This is a genomic window from Streptomyces sp. ActVer (assembly GCF_027270795.1).
GTDB lineage: Bacteria > Actinomycetota > Actinomycetes > Streptomycetales > Streptomycetaceae > Streptomyces > Streptomyces umbrinus_A.
The window spans coordinates 1-20,797 of record NZ_JAPWHT010000010.1; the positions used below are offsets into that span (position 1 = coordinate 1).

The 20,797-nt window shown below is 70.5% G+C and carries 16 protein-coding genes and 2 pseudogenes; 9 read left to right on the forward strand and 9 right to left on the reverse strand.

All coding sequences use genetic code 11. The annotated features are described in order from the left end of the window. Nucleotides 1-1,027: alpha/beta fold hydrolase (locus tag O3Q52_RS03175; RefSeq protein WP_269647221.1), on the reverse strand; the 1,027-nt coding region annotated here is incomplete at its 3' end. 241 nt (nt 1,028-1,268) lie between these two features. Between O3Q52_RS03175 and O3Q52_RS03180 the strand changes: the two genes are divergently transcribed. After that, nucleotides 1,269-1,496, forward strand: a complete 228-nt coding sequence (locus O3Q52_RS03180; RefSeq protein WP_143644066.1) for a hypothetical protein — start codon at nt 1,269-1,271, stop codon at nt 1,494-1,496. A gap of 126 nt (nt 1,497-1,622) precedes the next feature. Here the strand turns inward: O3Q52_RS03180 and O3Q52_RS03185 are convergent, their stop codons facing one another. The 3 genes from O3Q52_RS03185 to O3Q52_RS03195 all read right to left on the reverse strand — a co-directional run bounded on the left by O3Q52_RS03185 (nt 1,623) and on the right by O3Q52_RS03195 (nt 4,383). After that, nucleotides 1,623-2,321 carry a 4'-phosphopantetheinyl transferase gene (locus O3Q52_RS03185; protein WP_269647222.1) on the reverse strand — a complete coding sequence of 233 codons (699 nt, stop codon included), beginning with the start codon at nt 2,319-2,321 and terminating at the stop codon, nt 1,623-1,625. Beyond that, complete coding sequence (locus tag O3Q52_RS03190; protein WP_269647223.1) at nt 2,269-3,174, reverse strand: metallophosphoesterase; 906 nt, start codon at nt 3,172-3,174, stop codon at nt 2,269-2,271. Before O3Q52_RS03190 ends, O3Q52_RS03185 begins: the two co-directional genes overlap by 53 nt. 180 nt (nt 3,175-3,354) lie before the next feature. Further along, nucleotides 3,355-4,383 carry a hypothetical protein gene (locus O3Q52_RS03195; protein WP_269647224.1) on the reverse strand — a complete coding sequence of 343 codons (1,029 nt, stop codon included), beginning with the start codon at nt 4,381-4,383 and terminating at the stop codon, nt 3,355-3,357. A 292-nt stretch (nt 4,384-4,675) separates the two neighbouring features. Here O3Q52_RS03195 and O3Q52_RS03200 point away from each other — a divergent pair, with 292 nt between their 5' ends. From O3Q52_RS03200 to O3Q52_RS03210, 3 genes are all read left to right on the forward strand, one after another. Beyond that, nucleotides 4,676-5,137, forward strand: coding sequence for a hypothetical protein (locus O3Q52_RS03200; protein ID WP_269647225.1), 462 nt, complete (start codon nt 4,676-4,678; stop codon nt 5,135-5,137). A gap of 22 nt (nt 5,138-5,159) precedes the next feature. Beyond that, nucleotides 5,160-5,282: a 2-oxo acid dehydrogenase subunit E2 gene (locus tag O3Q52_RS03205; RefSeq protein WP_269647226.1), complete on the forward strand. Its 123-nt coding sequence runs from the start codon at nt 5,160-5,162 to the stop codon at nt 5,280-5,282. A gap of 201 nt (nt 5,283-5,483) precedes the next feature. Continuing rightward, nucleotides 5,484-6,647, forward strand: a complete 1,164-nt coding sequence (locus O3Q52_RS03210) for an ATP-grasp domain-containing protein (protein WP_269647227.1) — start codon at nt 5,484-5,486, stop codon at nt 6,645-6,647. 51 nt (nt 6,648-6,698) lie between these two features. Here O3Q52_RS03210 and O3Q52_RS03215 read toward each other — a convergent pair. The 5 genes and pseudogenes from O3Q52_RS03215 to O3Q52_RS03235 form a co-directional block, all read right to left on the reverse strand. Further along, nucleotides 6,699-7,175: pseudogene (locus O3Q52_RS03215) on the reverse strand (IS200/IS605 family accessory protein TnpB-related protein); the annotation flags it as partial. Nucleotides 7,176-7,195: 20 nt separating this feature from the next. After that, nucleotides 7,196-8,068, reverse strand: a complete 873-nt coding sequence (locus tag O3Q52_RS03220; protein ID WP_269647228.1) for a sulfotransferase — start codon at nt 8,066-8,068, stop codon at nt 7,196-7,198. Between the two features lie 151 nt (nt 8,069-8,219). Further along, nucleotides 8,220-11,273 (reverse strand): glycoside hydrolase family 38 C-terminal domain-containing protein, encoded by a 3,054-nt coding sequence (locus O3Q52_RS03225; protein WP_269647229.1) that lies wholly within the window; start codon nt 11,271-11,273, stop codon nt 8,220-8,222. Between the two features lie 29 nt (nt 11,274-11,302). Beyond that, the gene (locus tag O3Q52_RS03230) at nt 11,303-12,640 is read right to left on the reverse strand and encodes a 6-phospho-beta-glucosidase (RefSeq protein WP_269647230.1); all 1,338 of its coding nucleotides are present in this window, start codon (nt 12,638-12,640) and stop codon (nt 11,303-11,305) included. A gap of 70 nt (nt 12,641-12,710) precedes the next feature. Then, nucleotides 12,711-13,460: a DeoR/GlpR family DNA-binding transcription regulator gene (locus O3Q52_RS03235; protein ID WP_200394778.1), complete on the reverse strand. Its 750-nt coding sequence runs from the start codon at nt 13,458-13,460 to the stop codon at nt 12,711-12,713. 148 nt (nt 13,461-13,608) lie between these two features. Between O3Q52_RS03235 and O3Q52_RS03240 the strand changes: the two genes are divergently transcribed. The 5 genes and pseudogenes from O3Q52_RS03240 to O3Q52_RS03260 all read left to right on the forward strand — a co-directional run bounded on the left by O3Q52_RS03240 (nt 13,609) and on the right by O3Q52_RS03260 (nt 20,793). Beyond that, on the forward strand, nt 13,609-14,682 hold the full coding sequence (locus tag O3Q52_RS03240) for a carbohydrate kinase family protein (protein ID WP_269647231.1): 1,074 nt from the start codon (nt 13,609-13,611) through the stop codon (nt 14,680-14,682). A 37-nt stretch (nt 14,683-14,719) separates the two neighbouring features. Beyond that, on the forward strand, nt 14,720-16,006 hold the full coding sequence (locus O3Q52_RS03245) for an extracellular solute-binding protein (protein WP_269647232.1): 1,287 nt from the start codon (nt 14,720-14,722) through the stop codon (nt 16,004-16,006). Beyond that, on the forward strand, nt 16,006-16,968 hold the full coding sequence (locus O3Q52_RS03250) for a carbohydrate ABC transporter permease (RefSeq protein WP_269647233.1): 963 nt from the start codon (nt 16,006-16,008) through the stop codon (nt 16,966-16,968). Before O3Q52_RS03245 ends, O3Q52_RS03250 begins: the two co-directional genes overlap by 1 nt. A 14-nt stretch (nt 16,969-16,982) precedes the next feature. Next, nucleotides 16,983-17,878: pseudogene (locus O3Q52_RS03255) on the forward strand (carbohydrate ABC transporter permease). Further along, the gene (locus tag O3Q52_RS03260) at nt 17,878-20,793 is read left to right on the forward strand and encodes a glycoside hydrolase family 2 TIM barrel-domain containing protein (protein ID WP_269647234.1); all 2,916 of its coding nucleotides are present in this window, start codon (nt 17,878-17,880) and stop codon (nt 20,791-20,793) included. Before O3Q52_RS03255 ends, O3Q52_RS03260 begins: the two are co-directional and overlap by 1 nt. The last annotated feature ends 4 nt before the right edge of the window (nt 20,794-20,797 follow it).

The following is a 20,797-nucleotide window of genomic DNA, read 5'->3' on the forward strand; positions in this document are numbered from 1 at the left end:
CGCTCGCCTCCCTCAGATCCCGCTCCACCGCCCTGCTGCGGGCCGTGTCCGGGCGGCCCGCAGCGGTGCCCGGGCGGCCGGCGCGCAGGAGGTCGCTCCAGTGTTCGCGGCTCCAGTCGGCGGGGCTGGTGGTGCCGGTGAACTCCTCGACGAGGGCGAGGAAGCGGGCGGGGTCGGTGTGGAAGGGGAAGTGCCCGGCGCCCTCGAAGATCTCCAGGCGGCTGCCGGGCATCGCCTCGTGCGCCCCGTACGCGTGCCGTACCGGGACTACGCTGTCGCGGTCGCCCCACATCAGCATCGTCGGCATGCCCTGGGTGAGGTAGCAGCGGTCGAGCATCGTCACGACCTGGCCGCGCCAGTCGACCACCGCCCGCAGCGTACGGATGAACGCGCTGCGCGAGGTCGCGTCGGGCAGGGCGTCCACGAGGGTCAGCAACTCCGGCGCGTCCTGGCCCAGGTCGGTGTCGAGGAGCCTCATCAGATGGGCGACCAGCCCCACTTGGATCCGCATCCCCGGCAGCCGCAGCGCGGCCAGGGCCAGGTCGGCGCCGGGCAGCGAGACCGCCCGCAGGACCGGGTTCACCTCGCGGCCCACGCCGCCGGCGCTGACCAGGATCAGCCGCTCGGTGCGTTCGGGGAACTGGTATGCGAACTGCATCGCGACGCCGCCGCCGAGCGAGTGCCCGATCAGCGTGGCCTGCTCGATACCGAGGGTGGAGAGAAGATCGCGCAGCCCGTTGGCGTACGCGGCCACCGAGTAGTCGGCCCGGGGCTTGTCCGAGGCGCCGTGGCCGAGCAGGTCGGGGGCGATCACCGTGTGGGTGCGGGCGAGATCGGGGATGAGCTCGGCCCAGGTCGCCGAGGAGTCGCCGATGCCGTGGATCAGGACGAGTGCCGGGCCCTCGCCCGCCATCCGGTAGGCGCGGCGGTAGCCGTGCACCATGCGGTGGTGCAGCCTCAGCTCCCCGTCGCCCACCGAGCGCAGTCGTGCGGTGGGCCTCGGGTGCTGTCGCGGGACGTCGACCACGGGCTCGCCTCCCCTCACCGGGCCGCCGGGAGTACGGCTCCAGGCCCTGGCATCCAGCGTAGGACCCTTGTCCGACAAGGGATTTCCGCGATGTTTCCCCTCCGCTAACCGGGCGAACCGACGCGTACCGAAAGGGCATTGTCAGTGGCGGACGGCAAGCTGGACCCAGCGCCACCGCTGTGCGGGGGCGAGTGAACCGCCTGAAGCGCTGCTGCCGAGCCGAACCGGGGAGAGCCGTCCGATGCCGACCGCCGTACTGACCGATCACGAACGCACCGCCGTGCAGGCCTATCTGCGACTGCTGCAGACGGTACGGGCCGCCATGGACGGCCCTCCCGGCACGGGCCGACCACCCGTCGTGCCGCCCTCCGCCCTCGCGGAGGCGGAGCGCGCGCTGGCCGCGGCGGGGCTCACGGGCAACGAGGAGGCGTTCTTCCGCCTGCTGCACACGTGGTGCCCGGAGGTGTGATGAGCCGCCGTCAGCCCTTCGACGGAGGCGGGACGGGCCGGGCGAGCAGGTCGAGCCGGACGAGCCCGCGTTTCGCGGCCGTCGCTGCGGGCCCGGCCCTCCGCCGACCGCCGTCCGAGGACGCGCTCAGTCCTGCGCGTGCGGCACGGTCACCGAGGTCGCCACGAGTCCCCGGCGTACCGTCCAGCGACCGTCGAAGTGCCCGATGCGACGGCCGTCGGCCACCGGCCCGGGCACGAGGAGCCGGGCACGGAAGCCACCTGACGTGGTGTGTCCGGGATCCATGAAGACGTCGATGTCCGCCTCGGAGAAGTCGAGCCACTTCCCGGTGAGGGGGAACCACGCCTTGTAGACCGACTCCTTGGCGCTGAACAGGAGCCGGTCCCAGTGGACGCCGGGGTGCTGCGCGGCGAGGCCGCGCAGCCGCCGGTCCTCGTCGGGCAGCGCCACGGACGCCAGCACGTTGTCCGGGAGCGGCAGATGGGGCTCCGCGTCGATGCCGAGCGAGGCCAGATCGGTGGCGCGGGCCAGCGCCGCGGCGGCGTAGCCCTCGCAGTGCGTCATGCTGCCGATCAGCCCGGCGGGCCACTGCGGTGCTCCCCGCTCACCGGGCAGCACGGCCTGCGGGGGCACGCCGAGCTTCTCCATGGCGTGCCGGGCGCAGCCGCGTACGACGGTGAACTCACGGCGCCGTTTCTCGACGGCGCGCGAGATCAGCGCCTGTTCCTCGGGATAGAGCTCGGGGTACGGCGTCGTGCCGCCGGGCCGCTCGTCACCGTGTGCCTCCACGGCCACGACCGACTCCGGGAGCAGCTCCTCGATCACCGGGTCCGACCTCCATCGGCAGAATGCGGCGCAGCTTGCCCGGCGGTTCCGAGCGCTTGCGCCACTCGCGGGGGTAACCCACCGACACCTCTTCGAAGCGGACGCCGTCGAGCCAGGTGGTGCGGGGAATGTGCAGGTGGCCGTAGACCATGGCCGCGACGCGGTACGTGCGGTGCCAGTCCGCGGTGAGCCGGGTGCCGCACCACATGGCGAACTCCGGGTACCAGAGGACCTCTGTCGGGTGGCGGTCCAGCGGGTAGTGGTTGACCAGGACCGTCGGCAGCTCGGCGGGGATCTCCGCGAGCCTGCGCCCGGTCTCGGCCACCCGGGCCCGGCACCAGTCCTCACGGGTCGGGTACGGGTCGGGGTGCAGGAAGTGCTCGTCCGTGCAGACGACACCGGTCCCGTGGGCGTACGTGAGCCCCTCTTCCTTGGTCGCGCAGCCCGCGGGCAGGAACGAGTAGTCGTAGAGGAGGAAGAGCGGCGCGACGGCGACCGGTCCGCCGGGGCCCTCCCACACGGGGTACGGGTCTTCCGGCGTCGTCACTCCCAGCTCGCGGCAGACCTCCACGAGGTGTTCGTAGCGGGCCACTCCGCGCAGGGTGACGGTGTCCTTGGGGTGGGTCCACAGCTCGTGGTTGCCGGGTGCCCAGATCACCTTGCGGAAGCGCGAGGCGAGCGTTTCGAGGGCCCAGCGGATGTCGGCCACCGTCTCCGCGACGTCGCCGGCCACCAGGAGCCAGTCGTCGTCGGTCTCGGGACGCATCCGCTCGACGAGGGCGCGGTTCTCGGCGTATCCGATGTGCAGGTCGCTGATGGCCAGCAGCCGGCCCGGACGGTCAGCCGTCGTCACCCTCGCCCCCTCCGTGGACCGGAGACGCCCCTCGGCGTGCCCGGATGGGACCACAAGAACACATGCCGCCTCCACGGTACAAGAGCGGCTTCAGCGGCCCCGTCGACGATGTGGCTGCGGCCGGTCTTTCGGATGCGGGTCCGTTGTGGTTGCTCGCGCTCCGCGGCGGAGCCGCAGATGTCAGCGTCCCGCGCCCCGAACGGGGTGCCGAGCCCAAGGAGAACGAAGAGAGCAAGGAGATCCATGGCAGGCGCATCCGGCTCCGAACGTCCGGTGGAGAGCGGGCCTTCGACGTTGCTCGATCTGCACCGTGCACGGCGGCTCGTCCGTGAGTACCCCGGCGTTCGGCAACTGCTCTGCGGCGCCTCGGACGCCGAACTCGCCCGGGCCGGGCAGCTGTTGGCGCGGCTCGATCCGGACGAGGTGGTCGTGGAGCATCCGGCCGTGCCGGTCGTCGCCGTCACCGGGCACGGCACGCTGGCACCGCTGTTGCCGTCCCTGACCGTGGAACTGGCCCGCCACAAGCTGCTGTTGCGGCCGCATCTCGCGGACTTTGACGCGTACGTCTTCGACCTCGCCGACCGGGGCGGCGAGCTGTACCGGGCCGATCTGGCCCTCTGCGTGCTCGACTGTGTGCTTGACCCGATGGTGGTCTTCGACGAGGTCCCCGTGCCCTGGGGGCCCGAGGACGTGGAGCGGGTGGCACGGGAGCGGATCGGGACGCTGGCGGGGCTGGTCGCGCGGTTCGCGGAGTCCGCGCGCGGGACGCTCGTCCTCAACACCCTGCCGCTGCCAGGCGGTTCGCCGCGCAACTCGTCGATCACCGGTCGCGGGCGCGGCTCGGGGCGGTGTGGCGGCGGGGGCCAACGCGCGGCTGCTGCGGCTGGCCGAGGAGCACAAGCGGGTCGTCGCCCTCGGCCTCGATCCGCCGGCCGGCGAGGGCGTGCCCGTGGTCGAGCCGCGGCTGAGCCAGAATGCCTGCGGCAGAGGCGGGTCGAGGTCCGGCTCGTCGAGGCGGGCCCCGCCGAGGTGGCCCGGCTCTCCCAACTGACCCTGCGCACCAACCAGTTCAACCAGACGACGCTGCGGCTGGGGTCCGCCGAGGTGCGCGCCCTCCTCGACGATCCGGCGGCGCGCGTCCTCGCAGTCCGTTCCGCCGACCGCTTCGGCGACAACGGCGTCGTGGGCGCGGTGTTCACGCGCCGGCACGGCGACACCGTGCACATCGACAACTTCCCGCTCAACTGCCGGGTGTTCTCCCGAGGCATCGAGCAGACCGCGCTCTGTGCCGTGCTGCGACACGCCCGCGCACACGGCGCCCGGGCGGTGCGCGCGAACCACCGGACCACGCCGAAGAACACCAAGGTCAAGGACTTCTACCCGAGGAACGGCTTCGTCCGGGTCCCGGACGACGACACGACGGCCACCGACCGGAGCGACGGCACAGCGGGAGCACCGCGCCGGGCAGCTGTCGGGGTGCCGGATCTCCACGGTCACGTACGTGCTTCATGTGGCCGCGCGGGTGCTGGCCGCGCATCCCGAGGCGAACGCCGCGCTCCGGGGCCGGTCCAGGGTCGCCCGCTACGACGGTGTGCACGGCAAGTTCACGCTCGACCGCACGCTGGGCGTCCGCCGGGTGGTGCTTTCGGCCGTGCTGGCGGACCTGGAGCGGGCCGGGCTCGGCGAGATCCAGGAGCGCGTCGACCACTTCCGCGACGGCGACCCCGCGACGATGCCGGAGTTCGCCGGCGTCCGCGTGCTCCAGCGGCTGCCCGGGCCGCTGCGCACCCTCGCCCACCGTGCCGCGACCCGTCCGCTGCGCAGGCGGGCCTCGACGACGGGCACGTTCGCGGTGAGTTCGCTCGGCCACCGTCCCGTGGAGGCGTTCCACTCCGTCGGAGGGACCACGATCACGCTCGGGCTCGGCGCGACCGCCGACCGCCGACCGCCCGGCGGTCCGTGACGGGAGGGTCGTCGTCGCTCCGGTGCTGCCGCTGAGCCTCACCTTCGACCACCGTGTGATCGACGGGGCCGAGGCGGCGGACGTGCTCGCGGAGATCGAGGAGGGCCTGGAGTCCTTCAAGGGGAGCGGGGTCCAGGGGGCCTGACGTGCCTCAGGAGCACCGGCGGGCCCGTCCGGGGATTCTGTAACACGCACGTAGCAGCGAGCACGCTGCGGAAGCCCTATGATCGGCCCTACACAACCGCCACGGACTCCCGTTTTCGAACGGCGGTTTTGTGTACCCATTTACTCCTTGGCCGGGCACGGCTTGCTTCGTCGTGCCCGCGAACCCTGAAAGGCGGCCTGCATGGTCTCTCGCGTACGCGTCTGGCTCAACCGCACGTACGCGGAGAACGTGTTCTTCATGGATCAGCTACGGCGAAATCCGTGCGGCAGGGCCGTCGAGATCCACGCGACCCACGGCGACCCCGACTCCCCCATCCTCGCCGCCGCCGACGCGGCCGCGCTGGAGCCGGAGGGGCTGTCCCCGGCGGCGTACGTCGAGTACGCGCTCGACCAGTGCGCCCGGCACTCCATCGACGTGTTCGTGCCGGTCCTGCACCAGGCGACGCTCGTCGAGCACCGCGAGGAGTTCGCCGCGGTCGGTACGGCGCTGCTCGCGCCGCCCGCGGAGGCCGTGCACACCTTCCAGGACAAGGTGATCGCGTACGAGGCGGTCGAGAAGCTCGGCATTCCGGCACCGCCGTGGTGGCGGGTGCGGACCCCGGAGGAGCTGGTCACGGCGGTCGACGCGCTGGAGGCCGACGGCCACAAGGCGTGCTTCAAGCCCGCCTCCGGGGCGGGCGGCGTCGGTTTCCGGATCATCACGCGGACCCCCTTCTCCCTGATGCACCTCAACGGCTTCCCCAGCCCGTACGTGCCGCTGGACATGGTCGTCGAGGCACTGAAGCAGGCCGACGAGCCCGTGGACTGGCTGGTCATGCCGCGTCTGGAGCAGCCGGAGGTGTCCGTGGACTGCCTGACCGGCCCCGACGGGCGAGTGCGGATGGCCGTGGGCCGGACCAAGAACGGCCGGCGGCGCGGCTTCACGCTCGACCCCAAGTGGATCGAGCCGTCCCGGCTGCTCGCGGAGTCGTTCGGGCTGCACTATCTGACGAACATTCAGTTCCGGATGCTCGGTGACGAGCCGGTGCTCATGGACGTGAACACGCGCCCGGCGGGCGGCCTGCACCAGCTCTCGCAGTGCGGCATCAACGCCCCTTGGGCGGCGGTGCGGTTGGCGCTCGGCGAGGAGCCCGGCGACGTGGTCCCGCCGTTCCTCGGACAGGACTACACGGTCGTCGCGGGACCGCGTGCGGTACGGCCCGTGTCGCTGCCGCAGCAGCGCACGGAACTGGACGTCGCCGCGTCGGCGCCCGAGTCCGTCGTGAACACCCAGACAACGCAGACCGCACAGGTGGTTCAGACGGCCCAGGCCGCCCAGACTTCAGACAGTCCCCTGACCGTCTGACTGGCCCGTACCAACTTGGTGGACGTGCCAACTCCCGTACCGTTCCTGAACACTGAGCGTTAGTGAGTCCTGTTGCCAGGACTGCTGCTCGGTGGCGCCGCCCCGAACGGTGTTGGGCAGGCTGGTCCCCCGCGTTCGCTCCACCACCGGTGACACGCATCTGGTGCGTGGTCCGGGTAGGTGGGGGCGGGTTTCCTCACGCAGCCGGATCTCCGGTCGGGCCTGGACGGTCCGATGCCCACGACGATCACTCCGGTCGTCGTGGGGCGGTGCCGTCCTCCCCCAGCTACCGCTGGGAGGTGCCCTCAGCCTGATCGAGTGTCCGAGGGCGCGTCGCCCGACCGCGATGCTCGCCGCATCGCGCCAGGACATCTTGCGAGTTGGTGTGGCCAGCGGTTGCTGCCGGTGCTGGGCACCCCACTTGCTGGTGCAGGCGGGGTCGACCGCGACGATGGTGATGTCCCGTTCGACAGCCATCGACACCAGCCGGGCCTTGAGTTTCGCGGTGGGGAAGCGGGAGAGCAGGCGGCTCTCAAGGGGATGCCCGGTCAGTCGACCGGGTACCCCCACGCCTTCGCCAACTCGGCCAGGCGTGGGGGCAGTTGGGCCGTCGGGTCGGCCGGGCGGGCCTGCTGGATGCGGCCCGACCTGATCGTGGGGCTCCAGTCGCCGAGCTGCGGGCGGAAGTCGCCGTGGTCCTTCTCGCCGTAGTCGAGCATCGTGCTCTCCCAGGGGACACCGAGGTACTCGCACAGACCGCGGGTGGTCCGCTCCGGGTGAGTGGTGAGTTCCTCGTACGTCATCACGTGGGCGTCGAGGGTGCGGCGGGCCTCGTCCAGCTTCTCGCTGTAGTCGAGGACCTCGGCGCGGATCTGTTCGTGGTCCGGGTCGGTGCGGCGGTCGGTGAGCGAGGCGACGACCGCGCCCGGGTGGCGGAGCAGCACGATGTAGCGGGCGTTCGGCCAACATCGGTGCAGGCGCGGCCACATGAGGGTGTTCGGCGGGGTCTTGTCGACGATGATCTGCTTGCCGCTGCGGGCGAGTTCCAGGTGCAGCACCCGGTCCCACAGCACATGCTCCAGCTCGTCCTTGTCGAGTTCGAGTGCCCGCATGGCGTCGGCGGTGAAGTCGCGCGACAGGTTGATGTGCAGGGTGCGCAGATGCATCTCGTGCGGGGCTCGGATCCTGCTGTGGCTGTTCAGCAGGACCCTCAGGAGGGTCGAGCCCGAGCGCACGGAGGAGAGGACGAAGACCGGCGAGTCCACCAGCCGCGGGGCGGGCGGAGCGGTGTACGAGTCCCTGTCGGTCCTGGGCGCGGGCATGGCGTCGAGGCTCCGGCGCGGCGGGCTCACCGCCTGCGCCATCAGCCTTCCCCTGCGCCTCAGCCCCTTGCCGATGGCGGACATTCGCGGGTCTCGCACGGTGACACCTTTCTCTCGCACTGCCCCACATCAGAGGGGCGACGGGCGAACTCCAGGTGTCGTACAGGGAACAGGCACTGGTCACGGCGGGCGATGGACCCGCCGTGACCAGGCGTCTTACCGCTTCCTTAATTCTTCATGGGAAGCGTGGTCACTTGTTCCCCACAGCCAGTCGCAGCGTCTGGATCTCGAAGGGCCGCAGGGTGACGGACACACTGTCGCCGACCGTGTCCGCGCTGCTCAGCGGGCGTTCCAGGAGATCGGTGAGCTGGGCGCCCGCGAGCGGGAAGCTCGTGCGCAGGGTGCCCTGTGCCCGGCCGCCGAGTGACTCGTAGACGCGTACGACGACATCGCCCGAGGCGTCGTCGGCGAGCTTGACCGACTCGATGGTCACGCCCCCGCCGCCGTCCACGGACACCACCGGCTCGGGGGTGCCCGCCGAGTCCGCCACCCGCAGCGGCAGGTTGAGCGCGTAGCCCTCGGCGACCGCGTCCTCGATGGTCGCGCCCGGCAGCAGCGCGTAGGTGAAGCGGTGCTTGCCCTGGTCGGCCTCCGGGTCCGGGATGCGCGGGGCACGGACCAGGCTGAGGTGGACCGTGGTGGTCGTGCCACCGTCCTCGCGGACCGTGCGGGTGACGTCGTGGCCGTAGGTGGAGTCGTTGATGACCGCGACGCCGTAGCCCGGTTCGCCGATGTGGACCCAGCGGTGGCCGGAGACCTCGAAGCGGGCCGACTCCCAGCTGGTGTTGGTGTGCGTGGGCCGCTGGATGTGGCCGAACGCGATCTCGGCGGACGAGTGGGCCGCCCGGACGTCCACCGGGAATCCCGCCTTGAGGAACTTCTCGGCCTCGTGCCAGTCGATGTCCGTCTCGAAGTCGATACGGGGGCTGCCTGCGCGGAGGCTGATCGTCTGGGTGATGCGCGAGCCCTTGCCGAAGGAGCGCTCCACGCGGATCGCGCCCAGCAGCGGGTCCTCCTCGACCACGGTCACCGACTCCGCGTCCAGCAGGTCCGTGTAGCGGTTCTTGTAGTGCTTGTCGACGTCCCACGCGTCCCAGTAGTTCGGGAGGTCCGTGTGCAGCCGGAGCAGGTTGCCCGTGTCGGCGAGGACCTCACGGCCGCCGGCGCGCAGATCGCGTACGGAGGCCAGGGTGCCGTCCTCGGCGACCTCGACGCGGACCAGGCCGTTGTCGAGGACGCGACCGGCGACCGTCACCGGCTCGGGTGCTTCGCCGGTGCCGAGGGGTGCGCTGCCGTTCGCGGGGACGACGGTGTGGGCGAGGGTGCCGTCGGCGGTCCGTACGACCTCCCGGCGCTCGACCGGGCTGGTGTTGAAGACGCGGGTGCCGCCCGTGCCGAGTGCGGTGACCGCCTCTGCGGTCAGCTCCTCGACCTCGACCGCGACGCGCGCGTACTCGGCCTCCGCCTCGCGGTGCACCCAGGCGATGGAGGACCCGGGCAGGATGTCGTGGAACTGGTGGAGCAGGACCGTCTTCCAGAGCCGGTCGAGCTTCTCGTGCGGGTAGGCGTAGCCGGGTGCGTGCAGTGCGGCCGTCGTGGCCCACAACTCGGCCTCGCGGAGCTTGTGTTCGCTGCGGCGGTTGCCCTGCTTGGTGCGGGCCTGCGAGGTGTAGGTGGCGCGGTGCAGTTCGAGATAGAGCTCGCCGACCCAGACCGGAGCGTCCGGGTACTCCTCGCGGGCCTTGGCGAAGAAGTCGTCGGGGTGCTCGACGACGACCTTGGGCGAGCCTTCCAGGTCGGCGAGCCTGCGCGCCCGTTCCATGATCTCGCGGGTGGGACCGCCGCCGCCGTCGCCCCAGCCGAAGGGGGCCAGCGAGCGCGTGGCCGCGCCCTTCTCCTGGTAGTTGCGGGTGGCGCGGGCCATCTCCTCGCCGCTGAAACGGGCGTTGTAGGTGTCGACCGGCGGGAAGTGCGTGAAGATCCGCGTGCCGTCGATGCCCTCCCACCAGAAGGTGTGGTGGGGGAACTTGTTGGTCTGGTTCCAGGAGATCTTCTGGGTGAGGAACCACTCGTTGCCTGCCAGCTTGGCGAGCTGCGGGTACGCCGCGGTGTAGCCGAAGGAGTCCGGCAGCCACACGCCCTTGGTCTCGACGCCGAAGTGCTCGATGAAGAACCGCTTGCCGTGGATGAGCTGACGGGCCACGGCCTCGCCGCCGGGCAGGTTGCCGTCGGCCTCGACCCACATGCCGCCGACCGGCGCCCACTGGCCCTTCTTCACGGACTCCTGGATACGGGCCCAGACCTTGGGGTAGTTGTCGCGCACCCACTCGTACTGCTGGGCCTGCGAGCAGGCGAAGATGAAGTCGTCGTACTCGTCGGCGAGCGAGGTGACGTTCGAGAAGGTGCGGGACGTCTTGCGCTTGGTCTCGCGGATCGGCCAGAGCCAGGCGGAGTCGATGTGTGCGTGGCCAACGCCGGAGACGATGTGGGCGCTGGCGTTGGCGGGCTTGGACAGCGCGGGCTTGAGCGCGGCCCGTACGTCCGCCGCCGTGCCGGAGACGTCGTCGAGGTCCAGCAGGTCCAGGGCCCGGTCCAGGGTGTGCATGATCTCGTGCCGGCGCGGGTCGTGCTCGCCCAGCTCCAGCATCAGTTCGCGCAGCACCTGGACGTCGAGGTCGAGGTGCCAGACCTCCTCGTCGAGGACGGCGATGTCGGCGCGCTGGAAGGTGTAGATCGGCTTGTCGCCCGCGGTGAGCTTGTCGCCGAGCGGTGTGATCTTGGAGAAGTTGTCGGCGAGGATGTCCGGGTTGGAGGCCGCCTCGACCAGGTAGTCGATCTGCTCGCCGCCGACGGCGGGGTTGGCGATCGCCACGTACTGGTTGAGCGGGTTGACAGCCTTCAGCGGGGTGCCGTCCGTGAGGTGGACGAGCGCCTCGGCCTGGTTGCCCGGCCAGTCACCGATGAAGCCGAGGTCGATGACGGCCTCGACGCGCTTGCCGGCCCACTCGGCGGGAACCTGCCCGCGCATCCGGAACCAGGTCGTGCCCCACGGCGGACCCCAGGGGGTGTCCATCGCGAAGGGCTCGTACGAGGCGGCCGCGGCCTCCTCGAAGGGGACGGGCTCGCCCGGAGCCTGCCAGGCTTCGACCTCGAAGGGTACGGAGGCGGCGTAGATCGCGGTCTTGATGCGCTGGTCGTGGACGCGCTGGACGCGCTCTTCGATCCGGCGGCGTTCGTCGTGCATCTCAAGTCTCCAGGTAGCGGGGAAAGCGCTTACTCAAGGTACGCCAACCCAGGATGGGCACCGGTGTAGCCGTCGACCAGCCTGCGGGCGACGTTCACGGAGTCGACGAGCGGGTGCAGGGCGAAGGCCTTCACGGCCGTCGTGCGGGAACTCGACTCTGCGGCGGCGAGCACCTCGCGCTCGACGGCCTTCACCGCGCAGACCAGGCCGGTCGCGTGGTCCGGGAGCGGGGCGACGGCGACGGGGTGGGCGCCGTTGGCGTCGACCAGGCAGGGCACCTCGATGACGGCGTCCGTGTCGAGCACCGAGAGGGTGCCCTGGTTCCGGACGTTGAGGATCAGCGTGGTGCGCTCGTCGCGGGCGATGGCCCGCATCAGGGCGAGCGCCACCTTCTCGTAGCCGCCGGAGAGGTCGTCGGCGTCACGCTCGCCCGCGCCGGCCGTCTCCCGGTTCTCCGACATGTACGTCGCCTCGCGCTCGGCGCGCGTACGGTCCCAGGCGGTGAGCGCGGCGGCGTCCGGGCGCTTCATCTCCTGGTAGAAGTGCTCCTGCTGGTCGCGGAGGAACGCGCCGCGGGTCTTCTCGGCCTCGCTGTAGGCGCGGACCGCTTCCCGGTTGAAGTAGTAGTAGTGCAGGTACTCGTTCGGGATCGCGCCGAGCGACTGGAGCCACTCGGTGCCGAAGAGCTTGCCCTCCTCGAAGGAGCCGAGGAGGTCCGGGTCGGCGAGCAGCCGCGGCAGTTCGTCGCGTCCGGCGACGTGCAGGCCGCGGACCCAGCCGAGGTGGTTGAGGCCGACGTAGTCGATCCAGGCCTCGCGCGGGTTGGCACCGAGCACCCGGGCGATGCGGCGGCCGAGGCCGACCGGCGAGTCGCAGATGCCGATGACGCGGTCGCCGAGGTGGCGGGACATCGCCTCGGTGACCAGGCCCGCCGGGTTGGTGAAGTTGATGAGCCAGGCGTCGGGCGCGAGCCGGGCCACGCGCCGGGCGATGTCCACGGCGACGGGCACCGTGCGCAGTCCGTACGCGATGCCGCCGGCACCGACCGTCTCCTGGCCGAGGACGCCCTGGTCGAGGGCGACGCGCTCGTCGGCCGCGCGGCCTTCGAGGCCGCCGACGCGGATCGCGGAGAAGATGAAGTCGGCGCCGCGCAGCGCTTCGTCGAGATCGGTGGTGGCGGTCACGGTCGGTGCGTCGGGGACGTCCGCGGCCTGCTCGGCGAGGACGCGGGCGACGGCGGAGAGCCGTCCCGCGTCCAGGTCGTGCAGCACGACGTCGGTGACGCGGCCCTCACCGCGGTCCCCGAGGAGCGCCCCGTACACGAGCGGCACCCGGAACCCGCCGCCGCCCAGAATCGTCAGCTTCACGCAACTGCCCTTTCGATGTTCGTCGAGGTCCTTGAGCTCCTCGATGTCCGTGAACCGGCGCGCACGCCGTTCACGTCAGAACCACGCGCACGCCCGCCTCCTCCAGGGCGGACCGCGTCCCGGCGTCCGCCGGTCCGTTGGTCACGACCACGTCCAGCTCCTCCGGCCCGCAGACCTTGGCCATGCCCGTTCCCGGGAACTTGGCGCGGTCGGCGAGCAGCACGACCCGGTCGGCCGCCTTGATCATGGCCCGCTTGACCGGCACCTCGACGACCGTCGTGTCCATCACCTGCCCGCCGGGGCGCACTCCACTGGTGCCGAGGAAGAGCCAGTCCGCGTGCAGCTGACGCAGGTTGTCCTCGGTGAGGAAGCCGACCAGTGAGCGGTACTCGCGGCGGACCATGCCGCCGAGCAGCACCAGTTCGATGCCCTCGTCGTCCACCAGCTCCTCGTAGACCACGAGGTTGCTGGTGATCACGGTGATCCGGCGGCCGTGCAGCTGCCGGGCCAGCCGGTACGCGGTGGTGCCGATGTCGAGCAGCACCGACTGGCCGTCCTCGACCATCGCGGCGGCGCGTTCGGCTATGGCGTCCTTCTCGGCCACGCGCACCTCGGCGACCTCGGCGAAGGGCTGGTCGCCCTCCTCGGCGACCGCCCCGCCGTGCACGCGGGTGAGCAGCCCCTCCTCCTCCAGTTTGAGCAGGTCACGCCTGACTGTGGCGGGGCTCACACCCAGTTGCTCCGAGAGGTCGGTGACGGCTGCGGGGCCCCCGTTTCGCAGGGCCCGCAGGATGAGTTGATGTCGTCGCTCTGCCAGCACGCGCTGAACAGTACTCGTCATTCGCAATCATTTCTATGCTCAGTTCTGCTCGACTCTTGCCAAATCAGCCTGAGGCGCGCACGATCCTGTCCACCGAAACACGATCCCGTGCATCGAAAGTGAAGAGTTTTGACGAGAGGATGCGCTCGTGGGTGACGAACGGCCCGACGCGCGGCCCGATGTGCTGCTGACCGGGCTGCTCTTCTACGACCTCGTCCTGACCGGTCTGGGCAAGCCGCCGACTCCCGGCGAGGAGATCTGGACCGACGGGATGGGCACGAGCCCGGGCGGGATAGCGAACCTGGCCGTGGCCGCGGCCCGCTACGGCCTGAAGACGTCCCTGGCCACGGTGTTCGGCGACGACTACTACGGCGCCCACTGCCGTGAGGTCCTCGCCGGCCAGGAGCACATCGACCTCTCGCTCTCCCGTACCGCGGACGGCTGGCACACCCCGGTCACCGTCTCGATCGCGTACGGCCACGACCGCGCCCTGGTCACCCACGGCCAGGAACCCCCCTACTCGCAGGACGCGCTGATGGGCGACCCGCCCGCCGCGCGCACCGCCCTCGTGCACATCGAGGCCGAACCCCGCGAGTGGCTCGCCAAGGCGGCGGCGAACGGTACGAAGATCTTCGCGGACGTCGGCTGGGATCCCACCCAGCAGTGGTCCTCGGCCCTCCTCGACCAGCTCGCCCTGTGCCACGCCTTCGTCCCGAACGACACCGAGGCGATGGCGTACACCCGCACCGACACCGCGGCCGACGCGCTCTCCACGCTCTCCGAGCTGGTGCCGGTGGCCGTGGTCACGCGCGGCGGCGACGGTGCGATCGCCGTCGACCAGACGACGGGCGAGTACGCCGACGTACCCGCCCTTCCCACCGAGGTACTGGACGCGACGGGTGCCGGAGACGTCTTCGGCGCGAGTTTCGTCGCGGCCTCCCTCGAAGGCTGGCCCCTCGAAGAGCGGCTGCGCTTCGCGGTGCTGGCCGCCGGACTGTCCGTACAGCGGCACGGCGGGGCTCTGGCCGCGCCGGGCTGGTACGGCGTTCATCAGTGGTGGCAGTCGGTCCGGAACACCGAGAACCCCGACAACCTCACAAACACCGAACTGCGGCGTGCGTACGGCTTCCTGGCCGACCGCCTGCCCGCGGACCCCGGCCCGCCGGTCCCCCACGCCCCTGTGACCCCACCCGCCCCCCACGGCATTCCCGATCTCCCCTGATGCGAAGACCGAACACATCCGAAAGGCGGTGGGAGCTGTGCGGCTCTCACGAAGGGGCCTGCTCCGCGCGGGTCTGGCCGGTACGGCCGCCACGGCGCTCGGCGGCCTGGCAACCGGCTGCGCCGTCCCGACCGGCTCGACCGGCCGGAACATGGTCCTGTGGTACTGGAGCGGCGGCCTGAGCGACACCGTCGTCAAGAAGGCCAAGGCGCGCTACGACTCGTCGGTCGACCTGGACGCGATCCAGATCGGCGGCTACTACCGCTCCAAGCTGATCACCACGATGACCGGCCAGGCCCACATCCCCGACATCGCGGGGCTCAAGGGCGAGGACATGGCGTCCTATCTGCCGAACGCGGACCAGTTCATCGATCTGCGGACCCTCGGCGCCGAGAAGCTCAAGAGCCAGTACCTGGACTGGAAGTGGCAGCAGGCGGTCGCACCGGACGGCAGCCTCATCGGCTTCCCCATCGACGTGGGCCCGGTCGTGCAGTACTACCAGCCGGCGGTCTACGAGAAGGCCGGGCTGGCGCACGAACCGGACGACGTCTCCTCGGAGATGAACACCTGGGACAAGTTCTTCGCGGCCGGTGAGCAGCTCAAGAAGCGCATCCCCGGCACGTACATCCTGACCGACGTCGGCAGCGTCTTCGAGATGTCGATCGGCCAGGGGACCACCCGGTTCGTGGACCGGGACAAGCACTTCATCGGCGACGGCGAGCACGTACGCGACTGCTGGGACCGCGCGGTGGAGGCCAAGCGGCGCGGGATCGTCTCCGACCTCGTGACGGGCACCCCCGACTCCATCTCGGCCACCGAGAAGGGCCGGCTGCCCAGCCAGTTGAACGCCTCCTGGGCGGCCGGCGACCTCAAGCTCCAGTACCCGAAGACCAAGGGCAGGTGGCGAGTGGCCAACTGCCCCGGCGGCCCGTCGAACGTCGGCGGCTCGTTCCTGGCGATCACCAAGGCGTGCCGCGAACCCGAGAAGGCCTTCGAGATCATCACCTGGCTGCTCAACGCGGACAACCAGGCCCAGGGCTTCGTCGACGCCGGGCTCTTCCCGTCGACCCCCGCCTCGTACGACATGAAGAAGCTGCGCGAGCCCGACCCGTTCTTCGGCGACCAGATCACGATGGACGTCTACGGGCCGGCCGCGGAGAAGATCCCGGTCGCCTTCAACAGCCCGTTCGACGTGGCGCTCGGGCAGCCGATCAGGGACGAGATCAAGAACGTCGGCGTCCTCGGCAAGGACCCCAAGAAGGCCTGGAGGGACGCCATGAGCAAGTGCCGGCGCATCGCGGACCACCTGGGGGTGAGCTACTGATGGCTACCGTGCCCCTGGTCGAGAAGCCCCCGGCGCCCGCCGTGGAACCGCCGTACCCCAATCCCAAGAGGAGCATCCGGAGCTACTGGCGGCTGTACGCCGCGATCTCGCCCTTCTATCTGCTCTTCCTCGCCTTCGGTCTGATCCCGGTCGGCTTCTCGCTGTATCTGTCGTTCCACCGCTGGGACGGTCTGGGCTCGATGGAGTACGCCGGGCTGTCGCAGTACAAGTACCTGCTGACGGACACCGACTTCTGGAGTTCGATCGGCAACACGATCATCATCTGGGCGCTGGCCACCTTCCCCATGATCTTCCTGGCGATGGTGACGGCCGTGATGCTCAACTCGGCGGTCCGCTTCAAGAAGATCTACCGCTTCGCGTACTTCCTGCCGAACGTCACCTCTGTCGTGGCGGTCGCGATCATCTTCGGCTCGGTCTTCTCCACCAACTTCGGCCTGGTGAACGCCCTGTTGCAGGCGGTCGGACTCGACCAGGTGGCCTGGCTGAACACCCCGTGGGGCATCAAGGTCGCCATCGCGACCCTGATGACCTGGCAGTGGACCGGCTACAACGCGATCATCTTCCTCGCCGGACTCCAGACGATCCCCGGTGAACTGTACGAGGCCGCGCGCGTGGACGGGGCCGGGCCCATCCAGACCTTCTTCCGGATCACGCTGCCGATGATGCGGCCCGTGCTGCTCTTCGTCCTCGTGATCTCGACGGTCACGGGACTGCAGAGCTTCTCCGAACCCCAGGTGCTGCTGCAGACCACGGCCAACGAGTCGACGTTCTCGGGCGGTCCCGACCACGCGGGCCGGACGATGGTCCTCTACTTCTTCCAGCAGACCTTCGACAACAACGACTTCGGTTACGGCGCCGCCGTGGCGTGGGGCATCTTCCTCGTCGTCGTCATCTTCTCGATCATCAACTGGCGCTTGGTGCAGCGCCGGGGCGAGGACTAGGGAGGCCCGTCACCATGACAATCACCGATGTCAAGCCCACCGAGTCCGAGCCCGGCAAGGCCAGGCACGGCAAGAACAAGCGCATCGACGGCACCCGGCGCAGGGGCATCGCCCTCCACGCCTCGCTGATCCTCGGCGTGCTGCTCTCCGCGTTCCCGTTCTACTGGGCCGTGATCATGTCGACGCACTCGTCGACCGAGATCTTCTCCTACCCGCCGAAGCTGCTGCCCGGCTCGCGCCTCGGCGACAACCTCAGCAAGCTCTTCGACAGCATCGACTTCTTCGGGTCGATGTTCAACTCGCTGCTCGTCGCCACCACGGTGACGGTCCTCGTGCTCTTCTTCGACTCGCTGGCCGCGTTCGTCTTCGCGAAGTTCAGCTTCCCGGGCCGGGGGTGCTGTTCGCCATGATGATGATGATCTTCATGGTGCCGGCCCAGCTACAGGCCATCCCGCAGTTCGTGATCATGGCGAAGCTCGGCTGGATCGGCTCGATGACCTCGCTGGTCGTGCCGGCGGCCGCGAACGCGTTCGGCATCTTCTGGATGCGCCAGTACATGAAGAGCGCGATCCACGACGAGCTGCTCGACGCCTCCAAGCTCGACGGGGCGAGCTTCATGCGCCAGTACTGGCACGTGGCCCTGCCGGTCGTGCGGCCCGGTCTCGCCTTCCTCGGCATCTTCACCTTCATGGGCCAGTGGAACGACTACGCCTGGCCGTTGATCGCCCTCACCAACCCGGACAACGTGACCCTCCAGGTCGCGCTGTCGCAGCTCAACGGCGTCCACGGCACCACGGACTACGGGATGGTCATGACGGGTGCGGTACTGGCCCTCATCCCGCTGCTGATCGTCTTCGCGATCGGCGCCAAGCAGATCATCGCGGATCTCGGCAAGGGAGCCATTCGCTGATGCGACGCGATCACCTGATCGCCCTGCGCCCCTGGGAGGCACCGGAGGTGACCTCCTGGGGGCGGCTGGCCATGAACGCGGTGGACCGGCGCTCCGGTGCGCTGTCCCTGGACGGCTCCTGGCACTTCCAGCTGCTGCCCTCGCCCATGGGCTGCTCGGGCGAGTGGACCCGGATCGAGGTGCCGGGCACCTGGACCACCCAGAGCGGCGACGACCTGCCGCAGTACACCAACGCGCAGATGCCGTGGGGCGAGATCCCGCCCGCCTCGCCCGCCGCCAACCCGACGGGCATATACGAGCGTTCCGTCGACATCCCCGCCGAGTGGGCGGGGCGCCGGATCGTGCTGCAGGTCGGCGCGGCCGAGAGCGTGCTCCTGGTCCATGTGAACGGCCAACCGGTCGGCATCTCCAAGGACTCCCACCTCGCGGCCGAGTTCGACCTCTCCGACGTCGTACGCCCCGGAGACCCGGCCACCGTGCGGCTGACCGTCGTCAAGTGGTCCGACGCCTCGCACATCGAGGACCAGGACCAGTGGTGGCACGCCGGGATCACCCGCCCGGTGCTGCTGTACGCGACCGATCCGCTGCATCTCGCGGACGTGACCGTACGGGCCCGGCGGGACGGGCGGCTCCGGGTCGACTGCCAGGTGCGCGACGCCTCGGGACCGCTGCCGCGGGGGTGGTACGTCACCGGGGCGCTGGAGGACCAACTTCTCGCCCAGGACACCGAGTTCGACCGTTTCAACGCCGAGGACATGCGGGTGTCCGACTTCCTCGGCGAGGCCCGGCTGCGGGGCACCGTCGAGAACGTATGGCCGTGGACCGCCGAGACGCCCGAGCTGTACGACCTGACCGTGCGCCTGCACCGGGCCGACGGTTCGGTCGCCGACACCTCGCACCACCGGGTCGGGTTCCGGGACGTGGAGATCCGCGGCCGGGACCTGCTGGTCAACGGCGAGCGCGTCTACATCCGCGGCGTCAACCGGCACGACTTCCACCCGCTGACCGGTCGCACGGTCACCGTGGACGACATGCGCGCGGACCTGGTCGTCATGAAGCGCTTCGGCTTCAACGCGATCCGCACCGCCCACTACCCGAACGACCCGGCGCTGTACGACCTCGCCGACGAGCTGGGTTTCTACGTCGTGGACGAGGCGAACATCGAGTCGCACGACCACGCCCACGAGATCGCCGACGACCCCCGCTATCTGCCCGCCTTCGTGGACCGGGTCTCGCGCATGGTGCTGCGCGACAAGAACCACCCGTCGGTCATCATCTGGTCGCTCGGCAACGAGTCCGACTACGGGGCCAACCATGACGCGGCGGCGGGCTGGGTCCGGCGCCACGACCCGACCCGGCCGATCCAGTACGAGGGCGCGGCCAAGCTCGACTGGGCGGATCCGACGGCCGCGTCCGACATCGTCTGCCCGATGTACGCGCCGATCGAGGACTGTGTCGCGCACGCCCGGTCGGGGAAGCAGACCATGCCGCTCATCCAGTGCGAGTACTCGCACGCCATGGGCAACAGCAACGGCACGCTCGCCGACACCTGGGCCGCCATCGAGTCCACCCCAGGTCTTCAGGGCGGCTTCATCTGGGAGTTCTGGGACCACGGCATTCTCCAGCGTGTGAACGACGGAAGACCTGCCGGGCGTGGGGGCGCCGGGCTGTACGAGCACGGAGTCGCCGCGCCCGGCCATCGCTGGGCCTACGGCGGCGACTTCGGCGAGACCATCCACGACGGGGCGTTCATCGCCGACGGCGTGGTGTTCCCGGACCGCACGCCCAAGCCCGCGATGTACGAGCACCGGGAGATCGCGGCGCCGGTCCGCCTCGCCTATGACCAGGGCATCCTCCTGGTCCACAACCGGCAGCACTTCCGGGACCTGGAATGGCTGGCAGCCGAGTGGCGCCTCGTCCTCGCGGACGGCACCACGGTGACGGCACCGGCCGAGCTGCCCGACGTACTGCCGGGCGAGTCCGCGGCGGTGCCGCTGCCGTTCCCCGTGCCGGAGGGCGAGTCCTGGCTGACCCTGCGGGTCGTCACCGCGGACGAGGAGGCCTGGGCACCGCTCGGCACCGAGGTGTGCCTGCCGCAGGTCCGGCTGGGCGAGGCCGTCGCCGACGCGACGCCGGAGCCCGCCTCCGGCCCGGCCGTCACGCTGGACGCGGACGCGCTGCTGGTCCATCCGCTGCTGACCTCCGCGCCCGTGCTCTCCCTCTGGCGGGCGCCCACCGACAACGACGAACTGGGCGGCATGGCGGCCCGCTGGCACGACTGGGGGCTCGACGAGCTCGTACGCAAGGTCGTGGACATACGTGAGGAGGACTCCCGGGTCGTCGTGGTCGCCGAGTACGCGACCGGGGCCGGGCCCGTCCGCCACGAGCAGGTGTTCACCCCGGTCGCCGGCGGCCTGCGGGTCGAGGAGTCGGCCGAACTGCCGGAGGGCCTCGACGACGTGGCCCGCGTCGGCACGGTCTTCGAGACGGTCGCCGGGCTCGATGTCCTGGACTGGTACGGGCAGGGCCCCTGGGAGTCCTACCCGGACCGGAGCACGGGCGCGCCCGTGGGACACCACTCGCTCCCGGTGGACGAGCTGTTCACCTCTTATCTGCGGCCCCAGGAGAGCGGCGGCCGGCACGGTGTGCGGCGGTTCACGCTGTCGGCGCCGGACGCCACGGGGCTGACCGTGGAGCTCGGGGCGCCGGGGCAGGTCTCCGTCAACCGGTACCGGGCCGAGGATCTGGCGGCCGCCACGCACCACGACGAGCTGGTGCCGCGGCCCGGCTGTGTCGTGCACCTCGACGCCGCGCACCGGGGGCTCGGCACGGCGTCGTGCGGGCCCGACACCACTGCCGAGTACCTCGTCGCGCCGGGCACCCACCACTGGGCCTGGACGCTGCGCGTGCTCTGATCCC

Bases quoted from the DNA above. Each gene is read 5' to 3' on its own strand.
- O3Q52_RS03210 (WP_269647227.1), top strand. From the start codon at position 5,484: ATGGTCTCTCGCGTACGCGTCTGGCTCAACCGCACGTACGCGGAGAAC.
- O3Q52_RS03180 (WP_143644066.1), top strand. From the start codon at position 1,269: ATGCCGACCGCCGTACTGACCGATCACGAACGCACCGCCGTGCAGGCC.
- O3Q52_RS03225 (WP_269647229.1), bottom strand. From the start codon at position 11,273: ATGCACGACGAACGCCGCCGGATCGAAGAGCGCGTCCAGCGCGTCCAC.
- O3Q52_RS03250 (WP_269647233.1), top strand. From the start codon at position 16,006: ATGGCTACCGTGCCCCTGGTCGAGAAGCCCCCGGCGCCCGCCGTGGAA.
- O3Q52_RS03260 (WP_269647234.1), top strand. From the start codon at position 17,878: ATGCGACGCGATCACCTGATCGCCCTGCGCCCCTGGGAGGCACCGGAG.